This window comes from Chitinophaga sancti (assembly GCF_034087045.1).
Lineage (GTDB): Bacteria > Bacteroidota > Bacteroidia > Chitinophagales > Chitinophagaceae > Chitinophaga > Chitinophaga sancti_B.
This window is the reverse complement of the sequence record NZ_CP139247.1, coordinates 1728555-1752154: the sequence shown is the minus strand read 5'-3', so window position 1 is coordinate 1752154 and position 23600 is coordinate 1728555. Positions and strand designations below refer to the sequence as shown.

At 45.7% G+C, this 23600-nt stretch carries 14 protein-coding genes; 5 read left to right on the top strand and 9 right to left on the bottom strand.

Going from position 1 to position 23600, the window contains the following annotated elements:
• Positions 1 to 116: 116 nt before the first annotated feature.
• From SIO70_RS07365 to SIO70_RS07340, 6 genes are all read right to left on the bottom strand, one after another.
• Positions 117 to 6212 carry an alpha-2-macroglobulin family protein gene (locus SIO70_RS07365; RefSeq protein ID WP_320580299.1) on the bottom strand — a complete coding sequence of 2032 codons (6096 nt, stop codon included), beginning with the start codon at positions 6210 to 6212 and terminating at the stop codon, positions 117 to 119.
• Between the two features lie 250 nt (positions 6213 to 6462).
• Complete coding sequence (sucD, locus tag SIO70_RS07360; RefSeq protein WP_083729894.1) at positions 6463 to 7344, bottom strand: succinate--CoA ligase subunit alpha; 882 nt, start codon at positions 7342 to 7344, stop codon at positions 6463 to 6465.
• Positions 7345 to 7576: 232 nt separating this feature from the next.
• On the bottom strand, positions 7577 to 8380 hold the full coding sequence (locus tag SIO70_RS07355) for an ABC transporter ATP-binding protein (protein WP_320580298.1): 804 nt from the start codon (positions 8378 to 8380) through the stop codon (positions 7577 to 7579).
• A gap of 10 nt (positions 8381 to 8390) precedes the next feature.
• Positions 8391 to 9140: an ABC transporter permease gene (locus SIO70_RS07350; RefSeq protein WP_320580297.1), complete on the bottom strand. Its 750-nt coding sequence runs from the start codon at positions 9138 to 9140 to the stop codon at positions 8391 to 8393.
• Between the two features lie 177 nt (positions 9141 to 9317).
• Positions 9318 to 10349, bottom strand: a complete 1032-nt coding sequence (locus SIO70_RS07345) for a hypothetical protein (protein WP_320580296.1) — start codon at positions 10347 to 10349, stop codon at positions 9318 to 9320.
• Between the two features lie 56 nt (positions 10350 to 10405).
• Positions 10406 to 12682 (bottom strand): NADP-dependent malic enzyme, encoded by a 2277-nt coding sequence (locus SIO70_RS07340; RefSeq protein WP_320580295.1) that lies wholly within the window; start codon positions 12680 to 12682, stop codon positions 10406 to 10408.
• A gap of 435 nt (positions 12683 to 13117) precedes the next feature.
• On the opposite strand from SIO70_RS07340, the gene SIO70_RS07335 reads away from it, so the two are divergent.
• Positions 13118 to 13561, top strand: a complete 444-nt coding sequence (locus SIO70_RS07335) for a DUF4293 domain-containing protein (RefSeq protein WP_320580294.1) — start codon at positions 13118 to 13120, stop codon at positions 13559 to 13561.
• Between the two features lie 58 nt (positions 13562 to 13619).
• On the opposite strand, the gene uvrA is transcribed toward SIO70_RS07335, so the two are convergent.
• Positions 13620 to 16436: an excinuclease ABC subunit UvrA gene (gene uvrA, locus SIO70_RS07330; protein WP_320580293.1), complete on the bottom strand. Its 2817-nt coding sequence runs from the start codon at positions 16434 to 16436 to the stop codon at positions 13620 to 13622.
• A 398-nt stretch (positions 16437 to 16834) separates the two neighbouring features.
• Here uvrA and SIO70_RS07325 point away from each other — a divergent pair, with 398 nt between their 5' ends.
• On the top strand, positions 16835 to 17407 hold the full coding sequence (locus SIO70_RS07325; protein ID WP_414017911.1) for an RNA polymerase sigma factor: 573 nt from the start codon (positions 16835 to 16837) through the stop codon (positions 17405 to 17407).
• A gap of 65 nt (positions 17408 to 17472) precedes the next feature.
• Here the strand turns inward: SIO70_RS07325 and SIO70_RS07320 are convergent, their stop codons facing one another.
• A complete protein-coding gene (locus SIO70_RS07320; protein ID WP_320580291.1) occupies positions 17473 to 18672 on the bottom strand; it encodes an acetyl-CoA C-acyltransferase in 1200 nt (399 codons plus the stop codon).
• 131 nt (positions 18673 to 18803) lie between these two features.
• Between SIO70_RS07320 and rlmN the strand changes: the two genes are divergently transcribed.
• From rlmN to SIO70_RS07305, 3 genes are all read left to right on the top strand, one after another.
• On the top strand, positions 18804 to 19847 hold the full coding sequence (rlmN, locus tag SIO70_RS07315; RefSeq protein WP_320580290.1) for a 23S rRNA (adenine(2503)-C(2))-methyltransferase RlmN: 1044 nt from the start codon (positions 18804 to 18806) through the stop codon (positions 19845 to 19847).
• Positions 19848 to 19879: 32 nt separating this feature from the next.
• Complete coding sequence (locus tag SIO70_RS07310) at positions 19880 to 21523, top strand: pseudouridine synthase (protein WP_320580289.1); 1644 nt, start codon at positions 19880 to 19882, stop codon at positions 21521 to 21523.
• 124 nt (positions 21524 to 21647) lie between these two features.
• Entirely contained in the window at positions 21648 to 22394 is a 747-nt protein-coding gene (locus SIO70_RS07305; protein ID WP_320580288.1) for an RluA family pseudouridine synthase, read from the top strand.
• Positions 22395 to 22838: 444 nt separating this feature from the next.
• On the opposite strand, the gene SIO70_RS07300 is transcribed toward SIO70_RS07305, so the two are convergent.
• Entirely contained in the window at positions 22839 to 23474 is a 636-nt protein-coding gene (locus tag SIO70_RS07300) for a peroxiredoxin (protein ID WP_320580287.1), read from the bottom strand.
• Between the last annotated feature and the right edge of the window lie 126 nt (positions 23475 to 23600).

Below are 23600 nucleotides of genomic sequence, written 5' to 3'. Positions count from 1 at the left end.
GTTTAGACAATTCTGGAAATTCAATATTGTCCCGATTTTGTACATGGGATGTTCACTAACGAAAAACGGCTGTCTTAATATAAAGACAGCCGTCTGGCAAAAAGGTTGCATTCTTTTTACTCTATTACTTTCACCCGGATTCCTTCACTATGTGCACTGAATTCAGGCGCATACATACACTGTACAGTACTGATACCGTTACTGAAGTCTCCATTGTGTGTTACGAACATGCTGTATTCAAACACATAAGTACCTTTTGGTAAACGGCTGAAGAAGAAATTAGTAGACGCATCTTTCGTGCTCTGGTAATAACTTACTCCATTCTGCCACCCACTCTGACTAATCACATTCGTAGGTTCAAAACATGCGGCACGCATATCTTTCAGGTGTACATATTCCATGTCACGGTCTACCTTCATCACGATACGTGCTTTTACCTTATCGCCTACTTTCAGTTGATTCCCATCTTCGATAGCTGTCAGCACAGGACCATTGTCATTTGTCTTCTCGATGAAGAGCTGTTTCTGCAGGGTCATTGGTGTAGCAGCAGAGGTGATTTTGTCCAGCTGCTCAAAGTATTGCCAGTACACAGCGCCCCATGAAGGCTGACCATTACTGCCATCTACTTTTACTTCAATTTTACCCATCGCAGGTTTTACTTCTTCATTGTTGAATTGTTTTTTGAAATAACCGGTACCTGCTTCTTTCTTTTCTTCCTTCACAGTTGTTTTGCCCAGCTGGATGGTGATTTCAGGATTTGCAGTCAACCAGTTGCCCCCACCTAAGAGCATTGCATAACACGCGTCGGCAGTTGCTTTGGTGGTATGCCAGTTATTGGTCTGCTTGTTCTTCAGCAACCATGTTTTCATATCGCCTACGGCTCCAGAATCATGACTTACACGCTGGAATGCTTCTATGAGCATGGCCTGTGTTTCAATCGGCGCCTGGTACCACCAGTAGCCAGCAGTTACACTCTTCCAGTACATGCCCATCTCTGCATTGTTGGTGGCGTTTTCTTTCAATGATTGGATAATGCCCTTATCATTTAATACAATCGCCAGCATTGCCTGCGTATAAGTGCTCTGTTGCAACCAGAATTTCTTAGCCTGTGCCAGGTAGAACTGGTAGGATTCTTTGTACTTATCTTCTACTGGTTTGTTCAGCAGACTACGCATATACAGGTAGTGCGATTCGATGTAACCAATATGTTGTTTGTTCAGATCAGCTTTGTTACGTTTCAGCTCATGGTACCAGTCGTCCATCTTCTTGTCTACATATGCTAAGCCTTTGGTCACAATCGCATCCGCATCCGGGCTATTCACAGCACCTACCTGTTGTAAGCGACCTACACCAGCCAGAATATACTGTGTTACAAACTGATCTTCCCACATACCATTGAACCATGGGAAAGCACCATTTGGCAGCTGTTTCTGACGCAGTTGCTCCAATGCCTTCTGTTGTTCAGCACTCATCTTGTTCAGATCGAAGAGCAGGGCAATATTGCGTTTTTGTTCTGCTTCATTTTTAGCAGCCAGCACCCACGGTGTTTCCTGTAGTAATACACTCTTCAGTTCTTCATTCTTTTGCAGGTTGCTTTGCAGTGCAGCGGTATCAGTTGTCTTCCATTTTTCGAACATGCTTTTTACACCGGGCAGTTTATTCACGATGTAGGTAGCCAATGTATTTGCATAATAACGGTTGAATACCTGTTCGGAACATTCGTATGGAAACTCCATCAGGTAAGGCAATGCCTGTACTGCGTACCAGGTAGGATTACCGGTGTATTCAACTGTCAGAGCATGCTGCTGTAAAGTTTCTGAAGCATCGCTCTTCAGTAATTTTTCGAAAGTAAATTCTTTCTTTCCATCACCTCGCATCGTCAGTGGCAGTGTTTCTGTCACCAGCATAGCGTTGGTCAATACAGGTACGGCGTTTTCTTCGCCATCGCTGAATTTGCCGGCAGTTGCCACTACGCGATACAACAGGGAGCTACCAAATTTATATGGTATCTGTAATGGGAAGGTAACAGCGGTGCTTTGTCCTTTTGATACAGTGAAGTGCTGTGCAGGATAAACATTCTGGAACCAGCCGTCTACAGGTTTCATGGTAGTTGCATCCAGCAGTTCAAGACGTGCTTCGCCAGTCAATGCACTATCAGCAAGGTTGCTGATCTTAGCAGAGAAGATGATCTTATCGCCTTCTCTCATAAACCGGGGGGCATTGGGCTGTACCATCAATGGTTTCTGTGTGATTACACTGCTTTCAGCATAACCAAATGCAGCGTCTTTTGTATGAGCAAGGCTCATGAAGCGCCAGCGGGTAAGGGCTTCCGGCACGGTAAAGCTGAAGGTGATGTTGCCATTTTCATCAGTGCGAAGGTCAGGGAAGAAGAAAGCGGTTTCGTTGAAGTTGGTGCGGGGGGCGACTTTCTCAACGCTTTGCGCTGGTTCAGCAGTTGCTGCATTTTGGTTTACCATAAGACCAGCAACTCTTCCTTGTAAGGCAAAGAACCCGTTACTGTCCGACACCTTGTCTGCTTCCATCATTGGTGCTGCAAGTGCTACTGATGGCGCTGGCGCAGCCACTCCTTTTTTCATTTCCCTTGCCTTACCTCCGGGCGCTGAGTCCCTGTACAGCATAAACCTATAATTGTAAGACTGTCCATAACCCGTCAATTTCACTACCTGCACACCACGCCCCTCTCCAAAATCAATCACAGTTACACCAAACTGCTGTGCACTAAACCAATTCAGATCATCATAAGAAACATTCACATCATCATAATGCGTATCATTCTCAACGAAGTTGTAAGTCTCTGCATTTACCTGCTTAAAGTTTGTATGACCATCCCAGTTTGCAGGTCTTGATGCACTTGGATATAAATCAGGCAGTCTCCACTGGTTTGCCCTGAATGCATCCAGCGATGCATCGTACATGGCAGCCAGCAACTCCGCACCTATCTTATCACGTTTTTCACCTTTGATCTGTATGCGCCATTCTTCTTTTGCACCAGGTAAGATCTTATCACGATGTGACTGAATAGTTACATCCAGTTCCTTATTACTCCATGGAACAACGATGGTTCTTTCTTCAGTAAAAACACGATTATCTTTTACAAATGCATACTGCACATTCACATTCCCCCTGTCCGCTTCTTTCACATCATACTTTCTGTTAATAACACTATTATTGAAAGAGAAATCACTACTTAAAGAAGACTGAAGGTTGGTACTGATCGTTTCAATTATATGCAGATCTGTAGCAGAAGAACCTAGCAGGAAATGCGCTGTCTCTCCCGGTTTCACTGTTTTATTGTCTGTATAAGACCAGCTATAAACAGGATACGATAAGCGGGTTGCTTTTGCATCCACCAGTTCAAAGGTTTTCTTCTGAATCACCTTCTCACCGAATTTATCAGTCGTGCTTACTTCCAGTTCATACCAGCCCGGCGCCAATGATTTAGCATCGAGTTGCACATTGGTATTTGCTTCTGTTTTGAGTTGTTTACTGAAAACAGTATTACCTCTTTTCCAGGTATCCTGCTCATCTTCTTCATTGTAGATATCATGCGGGAATGCCTTTTCATATTCTTCACGGGACAGAATGAATTGATCAGGTTTCTCCCAATAACGACTACGCAGTAAGCGACCCGGGTGTTGTAATGGTTTCAGGGTAATCGCTACATCAGCAGGTTCAAATACACCATTCAGGTTCTCAGTCACAATATTTACCTTTTGCAGGTCCTGTGGCAATACACGGTCTGTCAGCCCAATGCTGATTTCCATAGCCTGGTAGCCTACACTCACACTTTGATTACCGGTACGGGTTTCGCCATTCACATCGGTGATATCCGCTTCGATAGAATAAGTAAAGACTGGTTTCTGCGAAGCAGCAATGCTCAGGTCAGGCAATGCAGGGAAACTTACTTTAAAGCTACCGTCTGCTGCTGTTTCTGTAGTACCTGTTGCGATCTGACGTGCAGGGCTATAAGCAGGCGCTTTCCTTGACATCCACCAGTAAGGGAAACGGGCTTGTCTCATCACACGGTAAGTCACCTTCGCACCATCGATATTATTACCAGCATAAGCCAGTGCATTACCTTTTACAGTAATCGTATCATTCAGGCGATAAGTACCACGCAACGTATCAAATTCTACATAGAATTTAGGACGTTTGTATTCTTCCACGCTGAATGAAACACTGCCACCATTGTTATTTTCATCGATACGGAATACACCGTTCAGCTGGTTTTCCGGTAGTCTGAATTTACCGGCATAAGCACCATATTCATTGGTCGTTAATTCCATTGAATCGACCTTCTGACTATTGCGGTCTACCAGGCGTACAGTTACTTTATAATTGCCCAATACCTTTCTGTCGGTATCTACGCCCGCCTTGTGGCTGACTACAATCCCTTTGAAGTATACCAGCTGACCCGGACGGTAAATACCCCTGTCTGTGAAGAGGAATGTCTGGTGATCAGGAGTATTTGTGTTGTTATTAGAATAGTCGTATCTGTATAAGTAATTGTAATCATCCGGAGCCAGTGTATCGGCATTCAGTATCAGCTCATACCTGTTAGTACTGTATTGCTTTTCAGCCTTCAGGGCTACGGAACCATCGTTTGCTGAAATGGCTGATTGCGTCATCTTCAGTTTGCCATTGTTCTGCTGTTCATGCACATTGAATTTCACACCCTGTAATGGTGCCCCCGTTTTCCTGTGCAATACAAACAATTCCTTTCCGTCACCAGCATCATAAGAAGAGCGGGCGATGTAGCTTAAGTTGGAAACGTGTATGAACTGTAGCGCGAGAAGGTTCTGTTCTTTTGAAAAGGTACTGTTCATACTACCGACCAACATATACAGACCTAACGGCAACGCCTCTATTTTTGCTTCAACAGTATGTTGCCTGTAATCCTCTGTACCTGGCAAGGCAATGTCCCATGTACGGTCAGCTTTCTTACCCAGGATCTGGTTCCAGTACTTTTTATTACGCTCTTCATATGCCTCATTTGATTCCAGCTGTGCCTTTAATTTAGTGCGGAAGCTCTCATCAATTTTCACCAGTCTGAAGTACAGTTTATTCACGTTTTTATAGCCGATCAGTGCGCGGAAAGGTTCATCTGGCAGGTTCACCTGTTCAGTAGTGACTTCGATAGATTTTTCCTGTATGCTTTGCAGCAGTCCCCTGCAATTGTTTGCACCAACGGAAACAGGCACTTGTTTGATGGCCTGCTCACACAAAGCCACAGCTTGTTTCATAGCGGCAGAAGGTGTCAGTTCGCCAACATTCTCTTTGCCGTTTCCTACCCCCTGGTAGTAAAGTGCTACCAGGTACATCACCTGAGTCACACCTTTTTCACCAGCATAGGTTTGCTGCATTGCTTTGATCTGCTTTACATACAGCTCCTCTTTGTCGGGCATCACAGCTACATCCTTCATATAGGCGATACGTTCGAGGTCTACATCCAGCAGGGCAGCTTTGTCATTTGCATGAAAGCGGATCAGGTCCTGCAGCAGTAAAAGGGCTTTATACTGATAAGAAGTAGTATCAGCTGATGTAAATGTGTGTGCAGCAAAAGTAGCAGCAGGTGCAAAAGCAGCGGGGTCCAGCAGTTCGAACTGTTTGGCAGCCTGTCTGAAATTGTACTCTCCTGACTTGAAATAATCTAATGCGCGGTGTGCAAGCAGATCATATAATGTAGGGCGAAGATTTTCGCTGTTCTGGCCCTTTTCGATGATGACTGCAAAATCTTTAACATTCACTTTTTTGAGCAGTTCCACATCTTTCAGGGAAGAGAGGTAAGCTGCTGCAATCTCTTTATTAAGCCGGTCTGAGGTCCAGGTACTGATATCAGTAGAAGTGTCGCTTTCTATAGCAGTACGGCTATAGAGTTTACTCCTGTTATTCTCCAGGTAATTGTGGAGCAGTTCCGCCCGCATACTTTGCAGGATGGCGCGGATAGCTGGGGTAAAAACGACGTTTTGTTCATCTACTACCTTGAAGTTATCGTCGGTAGCAGGGTTTTCGTTCTTTACGTTTACATACTTAATGCGGAAGATCAGGGTTTTTAGCAGCTGACCTTCATGTTTTTGTTGCAGTGCATTCTTATAGATTACATTGACTTCTTCCAGGGCTGATTTGGGGAGGCCCTTGTCATCTAACTCCTGGACTTTTTTCCAGTGGATGTCATAGTTAAACTGAGCCATGGTACTATTTGTACTAATGAAAAATAGAATGAATAAAGCTACGATCAGGCGCATATGTGGATAGCATTTATATGAATAACTGGTGTATTTCCGTCACAGATAGGATGCAGGTGAGGGGTCCTATTCCATAAAGGTAATTATAAAAATATAGGTCTTATGCTGGCAAGAGCCACGGGCTTCGGGCCAAAAAAAAATCCTCCTGCTGGCCACAGCCCGACAGGAGGATAATTATTATACAGTTAGTTAATTATTAAGCTTTTACAGCTTTCAGCACTTCTGCCATTGTTTTACCAATGTTTGCAGGGCTTTCTACTACGTGCACACCACACTCTGCCATGATCTTCATCTTAGCAGCAGCAGTATCGTCAGCACCACCGATGATTGCACCAGCGTGACCCATACGACGGCCCGGAGGCGCTGTCTGGCCAGCGATGAAACCAACTACTGGTTTAGTACCGTTTTCTTTAATCCATTTTGCAGCGTCAGCTTCCATGCTACCACCGATTTCACCAATCATGATGATACCTACGGTTTCAGGATCGTTCATCAGCAGTTCAACCGCATCTTTGGTAGGGGTACCAATGATTGGGTCGCCACCGATACCGATAGCTGTAGATACGCCCAGACCAGCTTTTACTACCTGATCAGCCGCTTCGTATGTCAGCGTACCGGATTTGGATACGATACCAATGTTACCTTTCTTGAAGATAAAACCTGGCATGATGCCTACTTTAGCTTCTTCAGCAGTGATTACACCAGGACAGTTAGGACCGATCAGGCGGGAAGAACGACCTACCAGGAAGTTCTTTGCACGAACCATATCCTGTACGGGAATACCTTCTGTAATACAAACTATCAGTTCTATACCTGCTTCAGCAGCTTCCATGATCGCATCTGCAGCAAATCCTGGTGGTACAAAAATGATGGATACATTGGCGCCGGTTGCTTTTACGGCATCATCTACCGTATTAAAAACCGGACGATCCAGGTGCTTGGTGCCGCCTTTCCCCGGCGTAACGCCGCCTACTACCTGCGTGCCATACTCTATCATCTGTGTGGCATGGAATGTGCCTTCTGTACCGGTGAAACCCTGTACAATCACTTTGCTGTTCTTATTAACTAAAACACTCATCGCGCTTGGTTTATGTGTTTGTAATGTTATTGGCAAAAATAACCCGCTAATCCCACATTCCCAATCAATAATTTACTGATTGTGGTCGTGTTCACGTTTTTTTAATGTCCGTCGTCATGTTTTGGCAACTTTTATCTCAGGGCGGGTCAAATTGCCCGGTCTGGCATCGGCCATTCTTCCTTTTCAACATTCACACTGTTCAATTTTCTGCCTACCCTGTTCAGTTCCAGCCCTACTCCTTCTTCAGTTTACTTCTCCAATCTTTCTCCTGGAACATCTCCATTTGCCTCATTTCCTTCGCATCACGCAGGAAGTCAGATGCAAAAATGAAGTCATTCAGCCGCTCATCTTTACTGAAAATGATGTCTCTATTGCTGCCTTCCCACTGTTTTTTACCCTGGTACATGTATACGATGTGATCTCCACTTTCCATTACCGTATTCATGTCGTGTGTATTGATGACCGTGGTCATGTTAAATTCGTGTGTGATTTCCTTAATCAGCTTATCGATGAGCAGGGAAGTTTGCGGATCCAGCCCGGAGTTGGGCTCATCACAGAATAAGTACTTGGGATTCAAAACGATAGCACGTGCAATACCTACCCTTTTCTTCATACCTCCACTGATCTCTGCCGGAAATTTCTTAGCGGCCTCCTTCAATTGTACCCTTTCGAGGCACTCCATCACACGGGCTTTCTTTTCCTTTATTGATTCTTTAGAGAACATATCGAGCGGGAACATCACGTTTTGCTCTACTGTCATACTATCAAATAGTGCAGATCCCTGGAAAAGCATCCCGATCTGGCGGCGGATATTTTTTCGTTCATTTTCAGGCATATTAGTGAAATCCTGTCCATCGTACAGGACCTTGCCACTGTCTATTTCCATCAAGCCTACCATGCACTTCATCATTACCGTCTTACCACTGCCACTGGAGCCGATGATCAGGTTCACCTTGCCCGTCTCCATAATTGCCGACACATCTGGCAGGATCACCTTTTCCCCAAAGCCTTTCTTTATATTAACTATTTCGATCATGTTGTCCAGGTTAATTTTGCAGCAATATTGCCGCCAGTATGTAGTCCATGAATAATATCAATACACAGGTTACCACCACGGCACGGGTACTTGCCTTACCAATTTCGAGCGCACCACCCTGTACATAATATCCATAATATGATGGTACACTGGATATGATGAACGCGAATACGAATGATTTAAATAGTGCGAAGAAGATATTATAAGGTTTCCATTCCTGTCTTAAACCCTGCCAGAATTGTTCTGCAGAAAGAATACCGCCCATTTCACCGGCTTTGAGACCACCCCATATACCCAGGAAACCAGCGATACAGATCAGACATGGTATCATGATCAGTGAAGCGATGATCTTTGGCATGATGAGGTAACCACGGGTGTTGATACCCATAATCTCCTGTGCATCAATCTGCTCAGATACACGCATGTTACCCAGCTCAGAGGCAATTTTGGAACCGACTACACCGGCCAGTACGATACAGGTCAATGTAGGGGCGAATTCGAGGATGATGGTATCCCTCACCACCTGGGCTATTGTAGCTTTGGGAATGATAGGGCTCACCAGCTGGTAGGCAATCTGTACAGTGGTTACAGCTCCCATAAAGAGGGAGATGATGAATACAATACCCAATGAACCAATACCGATATCCACACACTGCCTGATGAACTCTTTCCAATACATCTTCATGTTTTCCGGGCGGGAAAACATTCCTTTGAGCATAAGCAGGTAGCTTCCGAAATGATGAAAGAATCTAAATTCCATAACGGGCCAAAGATAATGTATCCATTTAAATAATAATTAAATCATTAAGGAGCCAAAAAACGGCGGTAAGGCCTGCGGCAGCTAAAGAAAACGGTTTTTGCAAAGAACGCTTTTGCTTACGGCCGGCTAAAGATATTGCTCTTTTCAAAGAACGCTATTACCTGCTGCCGGCTGATTTTATTTCAAACTCTTTACCAATAATCTTTTCAAACTCCGCTCAATGATCTCCCCCATCGTCTTACACCTCCCAAATACCGCATCATCATAATACAGCGCCAGCTCCTCTCCCAATTGCGTAATCTTCTCAGGAAACGACACCTTATCCGTCATGATCACATCCCTCAGGTCCTTGATCCGATGTCTGTGCGCCTTTATCCTGCGGGCTATCAGCGATCGCTCCTCCTGCTGATACTGCTTTACTACCTCGGCATTTAAATGTTTGATGGCCAGCTCTACGAAAATCCTGTTCTCCTTAAAGTACTGCGGCATGTACAATGTGCGCTTTCCCTCGTAAAACTGCTGATCAAAATCAATCGCCCTGATCCTGAATTGTACATCATCAAAATCAGGTGTGATATCAAATACAAAATTGTACGATCGCATATCACCCAACAAGCGGACAAAACACCGTTCATTGAACTTTACAAACTCCTTTGCTATACGCTTAGGGTTAAACTCCGGCCGCTGTAAATACTGGTCTATAAACTGATCGCCCGGTACCCCCGCAATATGCTCCTCTACCAGTGTATTGCCATCTACAATGTAACTCATCCAGTAAGGAGACAAAATATGTTCCAGTTCTAAGCCGTAAATGCGAGAAGCATCGGCCGTCTTGATATAAAAATAATCGTAAACTTCGTTGTAAGTATTGACAATCCTGATACGGAAAGGGTGTGAATTCCCAAATGTGCAGTAATCAATCCGTTCTACCTGCAAATGCTCTTCTGCAGCCTGGTCACCACCCGCCTTGAGGATGGAGTAAATTCTTTTGAGGCCCGCTTTTAGCTGACCATACATACTATCAGGATAAAATACAGATTCCCAGAGGGTGTCCTTCCCGTCTTTGTCATACACAGGAATGGAGGAATCATAATAGCGGAGCTCTTCGTAAGATATCGGCAACCGGATCTCCCGCTCGTACAATTTGAGGTACCCGCGAAATGCAGGATTCAGTGGAAAGAAGGTCTTTTTCCGGGAGATGTGCTGCATGCTTTTTACTATAAAGATACAGATCTCTGTCCGTGGACAAAGACCTGTAAATTATATTATTTGCAGCATTTATGTTGTGCTTCTACTACAGCGATATTCACCATGTTCACTATCTGCCTTACGGTACTACCCAATTGCAGAATATGTACTGGTTTTTTGATACCCAGCAGGATAGGCCCGATAGCATCAAAGCCCGCAACTTCCTGCAACAGGTTGTATGCTACGTTGCCCGCAGTAAGGTTCGGGAAGATCAGGGTATTTACTTCCTGGTCTATCAGCTCACTGAACGGATAACTATCCTTCAGGATTTCTCTATTGAACGCCATCGCCGCCTGGATTTCACCATCTACGATCAGTGACGGTTCCTTCATTTTCACGATCTCTCTTGCCTTAGCTACCAGCTGCGCCTCAGGGGTTGGACTGGAACCAAAGTTGGAATAAGATACCATCGCAATGCGAGGAGTGATATTGAATTGTCTTACTTCCTCAGCAACCAGCAGTGTGATTTCGGCCAGCTCTTCGGCAGTAGGATTAAAGTTGACAGTCGTATCGGCCAGGAACAGCGGACCACGCTTGGTATTGATGATGTACATACCTGCCACTCGCTTTACGTTGGGCGCAGTACCAATTACATGCAATGCCGGACGGATGGTATCCGGATAGTTACGTGTCAGACCAGAGATCAATGCATCTGCCTCACCAGTTTCCACCATCATACAGCCGAAGTAGTTACGCTCACGCATTACCTTCTTCGCTTCGTACTGGTTAAAGCCTTTACGCTGACGTTTCTGGAAGAACAATTCACCATATTCATGGCGTTTCTCTGTCATCTCATCGCTCTTAGGATCGATGATCACAGTATCTTCCAGTTCGATACCATTTTCTGCAGCGAGGTTCCTGATCCTTTGTTCATTACCCAGCAGGATCGGGTAAGCGATACCTTCGTCTCTTACTACCTGTGAAGCTTTTAGTACCTTCAGGTTATCTGCTTCTGCAAATACCACCTTGCGTGGATCCTGACGGGCTTTGGTACCGATCACGCGGAAGAGCTGGTTGTCCAGTCCAAGGCGTTTGTTTAGTACATTCGTATACTCTTCCCAGTTTGCTATTGGTTGCTGCGCAACACCACTTTCCATCGCTGCTTTTGCCACTGCAGGTGCTACATGACTGAGCAGGCGAGGATCCAGGGGTTTTGGAATGATATAACGGGGGCCGAAATAGATATTTTTTTCATTGTAAGCCAGGTTCACGATATCTGGTACCGGTTCCTTCGCCAGTTCTGCCAGTGCGTTGACAGCAGCAAGTTTCATGGCTTCGTTGATCTGTGTGGCACGTACATCCAGCGCACCACGGAAGATGTATGGGAAACCCAATACATTGTTCACCTGGTTAGGATGATCGGAACGACCTGTCGCCATGATCACATCAGGACGGGAGGCAATCGCCAGCTCATAAGCAATCTCAGGATCGGGGTTCGCCATCGCGAATACGACCGGATTTTCAGCCATTGACTTGATCATTTCCGGTGTTACCACATTACCTACTGATAAACCTACAAATACATCTGCCCCTTTCAGCGCATCTGCCAGAGAGTTTACATTCGCTGTTGTTGCAAACTGGCGGTGCAGTTCTGACAAACCTTCGCGACTGGTGCTAATCACACCATCCTTGTCGAACATGATGATGTTCTCTTTTCTTGCACCCAGGGATACGTACAATTTTACGCAGGCCATCGCTGCCGCACCGGCGCCATTGAAAACAATCTTTACTTTCGTAATATCCTTCTTCACAAGGTCCATGGAGTTCAGCAAAGCAGCACTCGAGATGATGGCAGTACCATGCTGGTCATCGTGCATGATCGGGATCTTCAGTTCCTTTTTCAGGCGGTCCTCGATTTCAAAACACTCAGGGCTCTTAATATCTTCCAGGTTGATCCCACCGAAGGTAGGTTCCATGGCCTTTACCACGTTCACGAATTCATCTACATTCTTGGTATTCAATTCAATATCAAACACATCAATATCTGCGAAGATCTTGAACAATACCGCCTTTCCTTCCATCACCGGCTTACCTGCCTCAGGGCCGATATCGCCCAGACCCAGTACAGCAGTTCCATTGCTGATCACTGCTACCAGGTTGCCCTTGGCAGTATATTTATAAACATTTTCTACGTCTTTGTGAATTTCCTTGCAGGGCTCTGCTACTCCAGGAGAATAAGCGAGTGAGAGGTCCCATTGTGTTTTGGTGTTTTTAGTAGGTATTACTTCGATCTTCCCAGGCCGACCTAAAGCATGATAGTCTAAAGCATCCTGCTTGTTCTGTTTTCTTGCCATAATTCAAAATGAGATTGTTCTTGGGCGTCAAATATACAAAGTATTGGAGGAAAGGATGCTGTAATATGTCAGTATTATATGTATGGATGACACTTTTAACAACATTATTATACCGGTCGGTATTTTATAAATATGGCCACATCCCTATTTCCCATTAATCACCTGCTTTGAAAACCCTTATCCTGACTACATCCTATCGGGCTATCCCAGCTATACCACGACTATAGGCATTTTCCGGGGATATCCCGCCTATAACCCGCATATAAGCCGCCCATAACCCGCCAATAACCCGCATTTATAAAGAGGCGGGATATGTACGGGTTATTGATGGGTTATGAACGGGTTATCCATATTTTCATCCTATGGTTGCCCGGGCTCGCCAGCATAAATGAAATATTTACTTACTTTTACCGCGTATTAATCTGCCTGAATAACATGATACAACGCATTCAAAGTCTTTACCTTCTGGTAGCTGCCGGAGCTGCTGTAGGAACATGGTTTCTGGATATCTTCAAAGTGACCCTGAGTAATGATCAGGTACCTAAGTATTTCAATGCCCAGTCAAATTTTATGATATTTGTAGTCTACATGCTGATTGTAGCGCTATCCGTGTTCTGCATTTTCCTGTTTAAAAACCGGAAACTACAGTTCAGACTGACGGTGTTGGATATTTTTCTGGCGATAGTGGCGATCGCGTTGCAGTACTTTAAAGTGCAGGATTTTGTAAATGCATTCGAAACAGCAGGCAAAACGATTGCTTCGTCTAATTACCTGCCAGGTGCGTTTTTGCCGGTGTTGATCCTGATCTTCCTGATCATGGCAGCGAGAGGTATATATAAGGATGAAAAACTGATTAAATCTCTGGATAGATTGAGATAACATAAAAAACGGCAGACCATCTGGTCCGCCGTTTTCTTTTACTAGTATTGTCTTTCTTTTATAAATATTGCCCGGTATAACTTTCTTTTACTTTTTTGAGTCCGTCCGGTACTCCTGCATATAGCAATTGCCCGCCACCGGCCCCGCCTTCAGGTCCCAGGTCTATGACCCAGTCAGCACTTTTTATCACATCTGTATTGTGTTCGATCACTATGACTGAATGCCCCTGTTCGATCAATGCATTGAATGATCCCAACAGCTTCTTGATATCATGAAAGTGCAGACCAGTGGTCGGTTCATCGAATATAAAAAGGATGTGCCCCTGTGCCTTGCCCTTACCCAGGAAGGATGCCAGTTTTACACGCTGTGCCTCACCACCACTCAGGGTATCGCTACTCTGGCCCAGTTTTACATAACCTAAACCTACATTGCTGAGCGGACGGATTTTATTCACTACATCCTTCTCATCTTTGAAGAAATCCAGCGCTTCGTCCACTCCCATTTCCAATACGTCGTAGATGTTCTTTCCCTTGTACGTCACTTCCAATACTTCGTCCTTGAACTTACGACCACCACAGCTTTCGCATTGCAGGTGCACGTCTGCCAGGAATTGCATTTCTACTACTACTTCCCCTTCCCCTTTACAAGCATCACAACGGCCACCGTCTACGTTGAATGAGAAATGTTTTGGCTGAAAACCACGCATCTTACTCAGTGGCTGACGGGAGAAGAGATCACGGATCTCATCGTAGGCTTTGATATAGGTAACCGGGTTGGAGCGGGATGACTTACCGATCGGGTTCTGATCGATCATTTCGATCTGAGTGATATCGTCCAGTGCACCTTTCAGCGCACGGTGCTGTCCTACCCTTTCTGCAAATTCGCCTTTCAGTTTCATGAGGGCCGGATACAGGATCTGCTTTACCAGCGTGGTCTTGCCGGAGCCACTCACACCACTTACTACACACAATACTTCCAGGGGGAAATCCACATCTATGTTCTTCAGGTTGTTTTGTTTACAACCTTCGAGGGTGATAGATTTCTTCCACTTGCGGATACGGGCAGGTGGTTCTATAGAAAGCTGCCCGCTCAGGTACTTGCCGGTCAGGCTGTTCGCATCTTTTAGAATAGATGGATAGTCACCGGCAAAGATCACTTCTCCCCCCAGGTGACTGGCCAGCGGTCCCATATCGATGATATAGTCCGCTTCTTCCATCATCTGTTCGTCGTGTTCTACCACCACTACGGTGTTGCCCAGATCACGCAGTTCCTTGAGTACACCGATCAAGCGGTGGGTATCGCGGGCATGCAGACCTATGCTGGGTTCATCCAGTATATACATGGAGTTGGTAAGGTTACTACCCAGGGAGCGGGTCAGCTGTATACGCTGGCTTTCGCCACCACTGAGGGTATTGGCCACACGGTTCAGGGTGAGGTAACCAAGCCCTACGTCAAGCAGGGTTTTGATGCGGTGGTGAATTTCAAGCAGGATACGTTTACCCACCTGTTGGTCGAATTCGTTAAGTTGTAGCTGGTTGAACCAGCCGTACAGGTTTTCCACCGGCATCTCTACCAGGTTGGCGATGTTGGCACCGTTTATTTTGATGTACAGCGCTTCCTTACGGAGGCGGCCACCGCCACATTCAGGGCAGGTAGTACGCCCACGGTAGCGGGATTGTAGTACACGGTATTGAACTTTATAGAGGTTTTGCTCCACCATTTTGAAGAACTCATTGAGCCCGTAGAAGTGCTCATTGCCTGTCCAGAGCAGGTTATACTGATCTTCAGTGAGGTCGGTGACCGGTTTGTGGATGGGGAAGTTGAACTTGCGGGCCGCCTTGATGAGGGCTTCTTTGTATTCACCCATCTTTTCGCCTCTCCATGGAGCGATTGCACCTTCGAATACACTGAGGCGCTTGTCTGGAATGACAAGGTCAGCATCGATACCCAATGTCTGACCAAAACCTTCGCATACAGGGCAAGCCCCGTATGGGTTATTGAAGGAGAAGAGGTTCGGTACCGGCTCTTCGAATTGCAGCCCATCCAGTTCAAAACGGTTGGAGAAGTGCTGTATATCGCCACCGTCTGTCTCTACGAGGCAGTCGCCTTCGCTTTCGTAAAAGGCCGTCTGCACAGAATCCGCGATGCGGTGCAGGTCGTCTTCTTCGAAGTCTTTGGCTACAAGGCGGTCTATAAGCAGGTAAGTTTCTTTGGGCAAGGCTGGCTTTTTTTCTTCCAGCAGTTCTTCAATACGGAGGAGTTTTCCCCCTTGCTTGTCTTTCGCATAAAGACGGGAGAACCCTTTCTGCATCAGGATCTGCAGCTCTTCTTTTACGTCCCTTTTTTCGTGACGGCGGAAGACGACCAGTATCTGGATCTTAGTGCCATCAGGTAATTTATTGATATAGTCAGTGACGTCGCTTACTTCGTGTTTCTTTACCAATTCGCCGGAGATCGGTGAATAAGTTTTACCGATACGGGCGAACAGGAGACGGAGGTAATCGTAGAGTTCTGTCATGGAGCCTACGGTAGAACGGGGGGTACGGGTAATGACCTTTTGTTCTATGGCGATGGCCGGGCAGATACCTTTGATATAGTCTACGTCTGGTTTGTTCATACGCATCAGGAACTGGCGGGCGTATGCAGAAAGGCTTTCCGCGTAGCGGCGCTGGCCTTCGGCGTAGAGGGTATCCATGGTCAGGGAAGATTTGCCTGATCCGGATACGCCGGTTACGACTACGAGTTTATTGCGGGGAATGCCTACACTTACATTTTTTAGGTTGTGAACCCTGGCTCCTTTTATATATATCTGATCTTGCGTATTGATGGGGGCATCGTCGGCAATAATTTCCGGTTTCTTTGATTTTGTAGCCATATTCCAGCGAGTTGTTATTTTGCCAAAAATTTTAGCATTACGAAGGTAAGGGATTTGAAACAAATGAAAATCTTCAGCTTGTTATGGTAATTTAAAATGGCCTGCGGCGGCATGAAACAAGGGATTTTTTCTTTTTTTAAAGTACCCATTTTATTTCCGCCTTGATACTCAATATTAAATCTTTCAATAATGACAAATCACTGATGTCAGGGGGTTGTTTAATTCAACTTTAACATTATATTTGCATTACTACCAGAATAGTGAGCATAGGCTGAAATAACTATCACACATAAAAACTTCCTATTATAGCATAAACTCTACACATTTTTACCTACAGCAGACTTGAATAAGTCGGTTTCTTTATTATAAACCCGCTATTGTAGACGTTTATGCAAATAATGTACAAACTCAGCGACGAGCAATTAATTACCCTATTTAAGAAAGGGCATGCCAATGCATTGGAAGAACTGGTGCATAGACATAAAGACAAGCTCTATACCTCTATCTTTTTATTAGTCAAGGACTCATTCCTGGCTGAAGACATTTTTCAAGACACTTTTATTAAGATCATCGATACTATCCGGGCTGAACGCTATACGGAGAAGGGTAAATTCCTTCCCTGGGCAATGCGTATCGCACACAACCTGTGTGTAGATTACTTCCGTAAGATCAAGCGTACACCGATCATCAAAACCAGCGACGACAAAGACATTTTCAATGTCCTGAGCTTTAGCGAAAGCAGTGCAGAAGAAAAGATGATCACCCGTCAGAGCCACGACCGGGTGCGTCGTATGCTCGACATGTTGCCTGAGGAACAACGCGAAGTCATCATCCTGCGTCACTATGCGGATCTTAGCTTTAAAGAGATTGCTGATCTCACGCAGGTGAGTATCAATACAGCATTAGGCCGTATGCGTTATGGCCTGATAAACCTCCGGAAGATGATGACGGAGAAACAAATTTGTTTGTAATCCTTTCTTGCTTGCCATAAAACGGGCGACCGATTATTATGATCGACCGCCCGTTATTTTTGCATTTACAGATTTTCGAAGATCATAGCGGCTCCCTGTCCTACCCCCACACACATGGTGGTCAAACCGTATTTCACTCCCTGCAGGCGTTTCATTTCGTGCCCCAGGGTGCCTACTATCCTTGCGCCCGTACATCCCAGCGGATGGCCCATAGCAATGGATCCACCATTTACATTAATCTTTGACGGATCCAGCCCTAAGTCCTGTATACAAGCCAAGGCCTGTACGGCAAAAGCTTCATTCAGTTCTATCAGATCCAGCTGACTGGCAGTAATGCCTGCGCGCTTCAGTGCTTTTTCTGTAGCCGGTACCGGGCCTATGCCCATTATAGCCGGGTCCACACCCGCTACTGCCATGGATTTTACCTGCATGAGGGGCTTGAGGTTATATTGCTTCAAAGCCTGTTCGGATACTATCAATACAAGGGCAGCGCCATCGTTGATACCGGCACTGTTACCCGCTGTGACACTACCTTCTTTTGCAAAGGCAGGACGTAACCCGGCTAATTTTTCTAATGAAGTTTCCCTTGGATGTTCGTCATTGGTGATCACCACCTGTTCCTGCTTATTGGGAGTAATGGGTACGGGAATGATTTCTCTTGGCCAGATACCTGCATCCAGTGCGGCTTTGTACTTTATCTGGCTGGCAAGGGCAAATTCATCCTGGGCTTCGCGGGAGATCTTCCAGCGGGTAGCAATATTTTCCGCAGTTTCGCCCATAGAATAGGGATAATACATATCCGCCAGCTTCTTGTTGGTAAAACGCCAGCCTATGGTAGAATCTACTATTTCTGTTTTACGGCTGTAGGCGGCATCGGGTTTGGGCATCACAAGGGGAGCACGGGTCATGCTTTCGACCCCACCAGCCAGGTACACATCTCCTTCTCCACACATAATCGCCCTGGCAGCATCCATCACCGCCTGCATACCGGAGGCACAAAGCCTGTTCACGGTATTGCCTGCTACTGATACCGGCAATCCTGCCAGTAGTGCAGACATTCTGGCCACATCCCTGTTATCTTCCCCTGCCTGGTTGGTAGCCCCGGCTATCACATCTTCGATGCTGTTGGGGTCCAGGGTGGGATTTCGTTCCATCATCGATCGGATAAGGAGGGCCAGCATATCGTCGGGCCTAATAGTGCTTAACACCCCGCCATAGCGGCCAATTGGGGTACGCACTGCGTCTACTATATAAGCAGCTTGCATTGCTTGGAGGATTGCTTTGGTTAATAAAAGGTTGTAAATGTAGGGGATTTTTGGACGATAAAAATTTACGTATCTTCGCAGATTAATACCGACTGCCGTAAGGCAGACATTATATCACATAAAGGTCAGGAATGAAATTGGGCAAAACGAATATCCGGCAGCTGAGTCTGTCAGAGATACAGGAATACTTCGGGTCTATTGGGGAAAAGCCCTTCAGGGCCAAACAGGTGTATGAGTGGCTGTGGCTCAAACATGCAACCAGTTTTGACGGAATGACCAACCTTTCCAGAGAGCTACGCGCCAAGCTGGAAGAACACTTCACTTTACCTGCCGTACAGGTCGATACCACCCAACATAGCGAAGACGGCACTATCAAAAGTCGATTCAAATTACATGACGGTCACCTTGTAGAAGGCGTACTGATACCTACTGATACCAGGCAAACTGCCTGCGTATCCTCACAGGTAGGTTGCAGCCTGAGCTGTAAATTCTGTGCTACAGGGTATATGGATCGTAAACGTAACCTCGAATTCGATGAAATCTTCGATGAGGTAGCCCTTCTGAACGACCAGGCCATGAGTGCCTACGGCAAGAAACTGAGCAATATCGTATTTATGGGTATGGGTGAACCCCTGCTCAACTACAAAAATGTACTGGCGAGCATCGAGCGCATCACCAGTCCGGATGGATTGGGGATGTCTCCAAAGAGGATCACCGTATCCACTGCCGGCGTATCCAAGATGATCCGTCAGCTGGGAGACGACAAGGTGAAATTCAACCTCGCCCTGTCCCTGCACGCCGCCAATGATCAGAAGCGCAGCCAGATCATGCCTATCAACGAAACAAATAACCTCAAAGTACTGATAGAGGCGCTCAACTACTTCTACAAACAAACACAAAGCCAGATCTCCTTCGAATATATATTGTTCAAAGACTTCAACGACTCCTTACAGGATGCCGATGAGCTGATCCGCATCTACAGACAGGTGCCGGCCGATCTGGTAAATATTATAGAATACAATCCCATCTCCAATGCGCGCTTCCAGAAACCGGAAGAAGAAGTGGCAGATGCTTTTATGGAATACCTGGGTAAAAACCGGGTCAATGCCCGTCTCCGCCGCAGCCGTGGTAAAGATATTGACGCGGCTTGTGGTCAGCTGGCAAATAAAGGCTGATCTCCTCTTTTTTTAAATTTTAATACTAACAGATGAAGAAAAATACACCTGCTAAAAAAGGATTCTCTCCTTTCAAGGAAAATAAATCCAGGGCAAAGGGAAATGATTCCCGCCCGGCGAAACGTAGTGCTGCTGGCGGACGTCCGCCACGCAAAGAGAATGATGGAGAATTTCGTCCGCGCAAGAATGATGGAGAGGGTTTCCGTCCACGTAAGAATGAGGGAGAAGGTTTCCGCCCTCGTAAGAACGATGGAGAAGGTTTCCAGGCACGTAAGAACGATGGAGAAGGTTTTCGTCCTCGTAAGAACGATGGAGAAGGTTTTCGCCCTCGTAAGAACGATGGAGAAGGTTTCCGTGGTCGTAAGAGTGATGATGGAGAAGGTTTCCGTGGCCGTAAGAGTGATGGAGAAGGTTTTCGCCCTCGTAAGAACGATGGAGAAGGTTTCCGTGGTCGTAAGAGTGATGATGGAGAAGGTTTCCGTGGCCGTAAGAGTGATGATGGAGAAGGTTTCCGTGGTCGTAAGAGTAATGATGGAGAAGGTTTCCGTGGCCGTAAAAGCGATGAGCGTCCTGCACGCCGCCCCGCTGGCAAAGACGAAAATGGTGAACCACTTCCTGCATTTAAAAAGAAAGATCAAACTGATGGCGAGGATGCTTCCCGCCGTAACAGAATAAAACCAGCGCTAAAAACTGCCAATGGCAGAACACCTTTCAAACCTAAACCAGGTGCGAAACGTGATGACAGCGCCTTCCATGGTACTGATCGTAGTGACAGAAAAGGTAAAGATGAGCGTGAAACCCCAAGTGGTTTCAACCGCAAGAAATATTTCGACAATACCAATGAGCGTTTTGCGGCCAGACAGGAACGTAAAACTGCTGCAAGACGCGACCGTCAAGGATCTTCCACAGGTTCTTTCGGCAAAAAAAGCGACAGAGAAGAATCTGGTGTAGCGATCGAAGGCGAAATGCCACTGAACAAATACATCGCTCATTGCGGCCTTTGCTCCCGTCGTAAAGCTGTAGACTATGTAAAAGAAGGTAAGATCACTGTAAATGGTACCGTCATCACCGAACCTGCCTTCAAAGTCACTAAGAGAGACGAAGTAACCATCCTTGGTAAGAAAATGCACATCCAGAAAAACCTGGTGTACATTCTCCTGAACAAACCAAAAGGCTACATCACCACTACTGACGACCCTGAAGGCCGTAAGACGGTGATGGAACTGATCCAGGATGCTACCGAAGAAGAAAGAGTATACCCTGTAGGTCGCCTGGACCGTAACACCTCTGGTTTGCTCCTGCTCACCAACGATGGTGAACTGGCACAGAAACTCTCACATCCTAAGCACAACATCCGTAAGATCTATCACGTGGGACTGAACAAACCCCTTACCAAAGCACACTTTGAAGCCATCCTGGCAGGTGTGACCCTGGAAGATGGTGTGGCGAATGTAGATGTACTGGGATATGTAGACAACGCTGATAAAACACAGATAGGTATCGAAATTCATAGCGGCAAGAACCGTATCGTTCGCCGTATTTTCGAACACCTGGAATATGAAGTGGAGAAACTGGATCGTGTGACTTACGCGGGATTAACAAAGAAGAACATCAACAGGGGCCACTGGCGCTACCTGACCGAAAAGGAAATCATCCTGCTTAAGCATTTTAAATAAGGTTCCGCTGCGGTGTTTGCCTGAAAAGGAGTTCACTCTGCCCAGGCATTACAAATAACGAACTGCTGCGATACCTGACTTAAAAAGAATTCATTCGGCTCAAGCATTGCATTTTAAATAAACTATGCGCATTAACGACCTGATTATAAAAGAAACGCCGGACTATGTGATCATCAACAAACCGGCAGGTGTGCTGACCATTCCGGACAGGCACGACAACCAGCTGTCTTCTATTCAGGGACTGCTGAAAAAGCACTATGGTAATATCTTTACCGTACACAGACTGGACAAGGATACAAGTGGAGTGATCCTCTTTGCTAAAAACGAAGTGGCACACAAGTATTACTCCCAGGCATTCGAAGGCAGAAATGTTCAGAAGTTCTACCTGGGGCTGGTGAACGGTCAGCTGACGCCAGCTACCGGCACCATCGAGGAAGCCATTGCTGAACACCCGATCACAAAGGGTAAGATGGTGACCGCTAAAAAGGGTAAAAACGCCCACACGGATTATGAAGTACTGGAAGCATTTGGCCTGTATAGCCTCGTAAAACTTCAGATTCATACCGGCCGTACCCACCAGATCAGGGTACACATGAAGCATATAGGCCACCCGATAGCAGTAGATGAGATGTATGGTACCAATACTCCTATCCTACTGTCTGCTATCAAAAAGACCTATAAGCTGGGTAAGCATGATGTGGAAGAACGCCCATTGCTGAGCAGATTAGCCTTGCATTCCTTCCAGCTGCACTTTACTGATCAGCAGGGAGAAAAACAGGTAGCAGAGGCGCCATTGGCCAAGGATATCCAGGCGGTGGTGACACAGCTGCGCAAGAATAGCAGCGGGTATGTGCCTAAGCTGGTGTTGTAAGTGTTTTGATGTTTTGATCTTCAGATCTTTTGATATTGAGGCTGCTCTGACCAGGGGCAGCCTTTTTTTATGAAATGTGATTCATGCCTGTTGGTAAATCCCCCCATTTCATGAATGTTTTTCCTGAAAATTGGGTTCATCCTCGTTGGTGAATTACCTCTTTCATAAATTTTTTTCCTAAAAATGGGGGTTTATCCTCGTTAGTGAACTTCCTCTTTGATGAATGTTTTTTTCTAAAAATGGAGTTCCTGCCCGTGATGAATTCCCTCTTTATGAATGTTTTATGAATATATATGGGTACATGAGGGCATATATGGGCATAAAAAAACGGGGAGAAATCCCCGTTTCGTAAAAATCAAAAACCAACCATTAAAAATTCTTATCAATAAAAACCTGTCCCACAGTGTGGGCAGGTTTTAAAAGTTTCTTATGTATGTTCCTGCCTTATTTGTTTGGCTGAGGTGTTGTTCTCAGATAAGGCTTGATGATCTTGTGGCCTTTAGGGAAACGGGCAGGAATGTCTTCCGTTTTCACTGCGGCTGTTACGATCACATCTTCACCATCCTGCCAGTTTGCTGGTGTAGCTACCTGATAGTTAGCTGTCAGCTGCAGGGAGTCAATTACGCGCAATACTTCGTGGAAGTTTCTTCCTGTAGAAGCCGGGTAAGTGATGATGAGTTTTACTTTCTTGTCCGGGCCAATGATAAACAGTGACCTAACGGTGAAAGTTTCAGAAGCATTTGGGTGGATCATATCGTACAGGTTAGACACTTTCCTGTCTTCGTCTGCTATGATAGGGAACTCCACTTTGGTGTTCTGGGTTTCGTTTATATCATTGATCCAGCCGAGGTGTTTATCCACGGGGTCAACACTGAGTGCAAGCACTTTAACGTTACGTTTAGCGAATTCATCTTTCAAAGCCGCGGTTCTACCTAATTCGGTAGTACATACCGGGGTATAATCAGCTGGATGAGAGAACAATACTCCCCAGCTATCGCCCAGGTATTCGTAAAAATCAATTTCGCCTATCGATGTTTTAGCCTGAAAGTTTGGTGCTATATCTCCGAGTCTTAAGCTCATATTTTATTCTTTTTACGGTTACGTTACCAAAAATAGTTATTTCCTACAAATATTATAGACTTTGCTGTTAAATTTTTGAAAATAAAGGGGTGCGGCACTTTTTGGGGGATAAACGGCACGCTCCGG

Coding starts and splice junctions, on each gene's coding strand:
- SIO70_RS07365 (WP_320580299.1), bottom strand. CDS start 6,212: ATGGCTCAGTTTAACTATGACATCCACTGGAAAAAAGTCCAGGAGTTA.
- sucD (WP_083729894.1), bottom strand. CDS start 7,344: ATGAGTGTTTTAGTTAATAAGAACAGCAAAGTGATTGTACAGGGTTTC.
- SIO70_RS07355 (WP_320580298.1), bottom strand. CDS start 8,380: ATGATCGAAATAGTTAATATAAAGAAAGGCTTTGGGGAAAAGGTGATC.
- SIO70_RS07350 (WP_320580297.1), bottom strand. CDS start 9,140: ATGGAATTTAGATTCTTTCATCATTTCGGAAGCTACCTGCTTATGCTC.
- SIO70_RS07345 (WP_320580296.1), bottom strand. CDS start 10,349: ATGCAGCACATCTCCCGGAAAAAGACCTTCTTTCCACTGAATCCTGCA.
- SIO70_RS07340 (WP_320580295.1), bottom strand. CDS start 12,682: ATGGCAAGAAAACAGAACAAGCAGGATGCTTTAGACTATCATGCTTTA.
- SIO70_RS07335 (WP_320580294.1), top strand. CDS start 13,118: ATGATACAACGCATTCAAAGTCTTTACCTTCTGGTAGCTGCCGGAGCT.
- uvrA (WP_320580293.1), bottom strand. CDS start 16,436: ATGGCTACAAAATCAAAGAAACCGGAAATTATTGCCGACGATGCCCCC.
- SIO70_RS07325 (WP_414017911.1), top strand. CDS start 16,835: ATGTACAAACTCAGCGACGAGCAATTAATTACCCTATTTAAGAAAGGG.
- SIO70_RS07320 (WP_320580291.1), bottom strand. CDS start 18,672: ATGCAAGCTGCTTATATAGTAGACGCAGTGCGTACCCCAATTGGCCGC.
- rlmN (WP_320580290.1), top strand. CDS start 18,804: ATGAAATTGGGCAAAACGAATATCCGGCAGCTGAGTCTGTCAGAGATA.
- SIO70_RS07310 (WP_320580289.1), top strand. CDS start 19,880: ATGAAGAAAAATACACCTGCTAAAAAAGGATTCTCTCCTTTCAAGGAA.
- SIO70_RS07305 (WP_320580288.1), top strand. CDS start 21,648: ATGCGCATTAACGACCTGATTATAAAAGAAACGCCGGACTATGTGATC.
- SIO70_RS07300 (WP_320580287.1), bottom strand. CDS start 23,474: ATGAGCTTAAGACTCGGAGATATAGCACCAAACTTTCAGGCTAAAACA.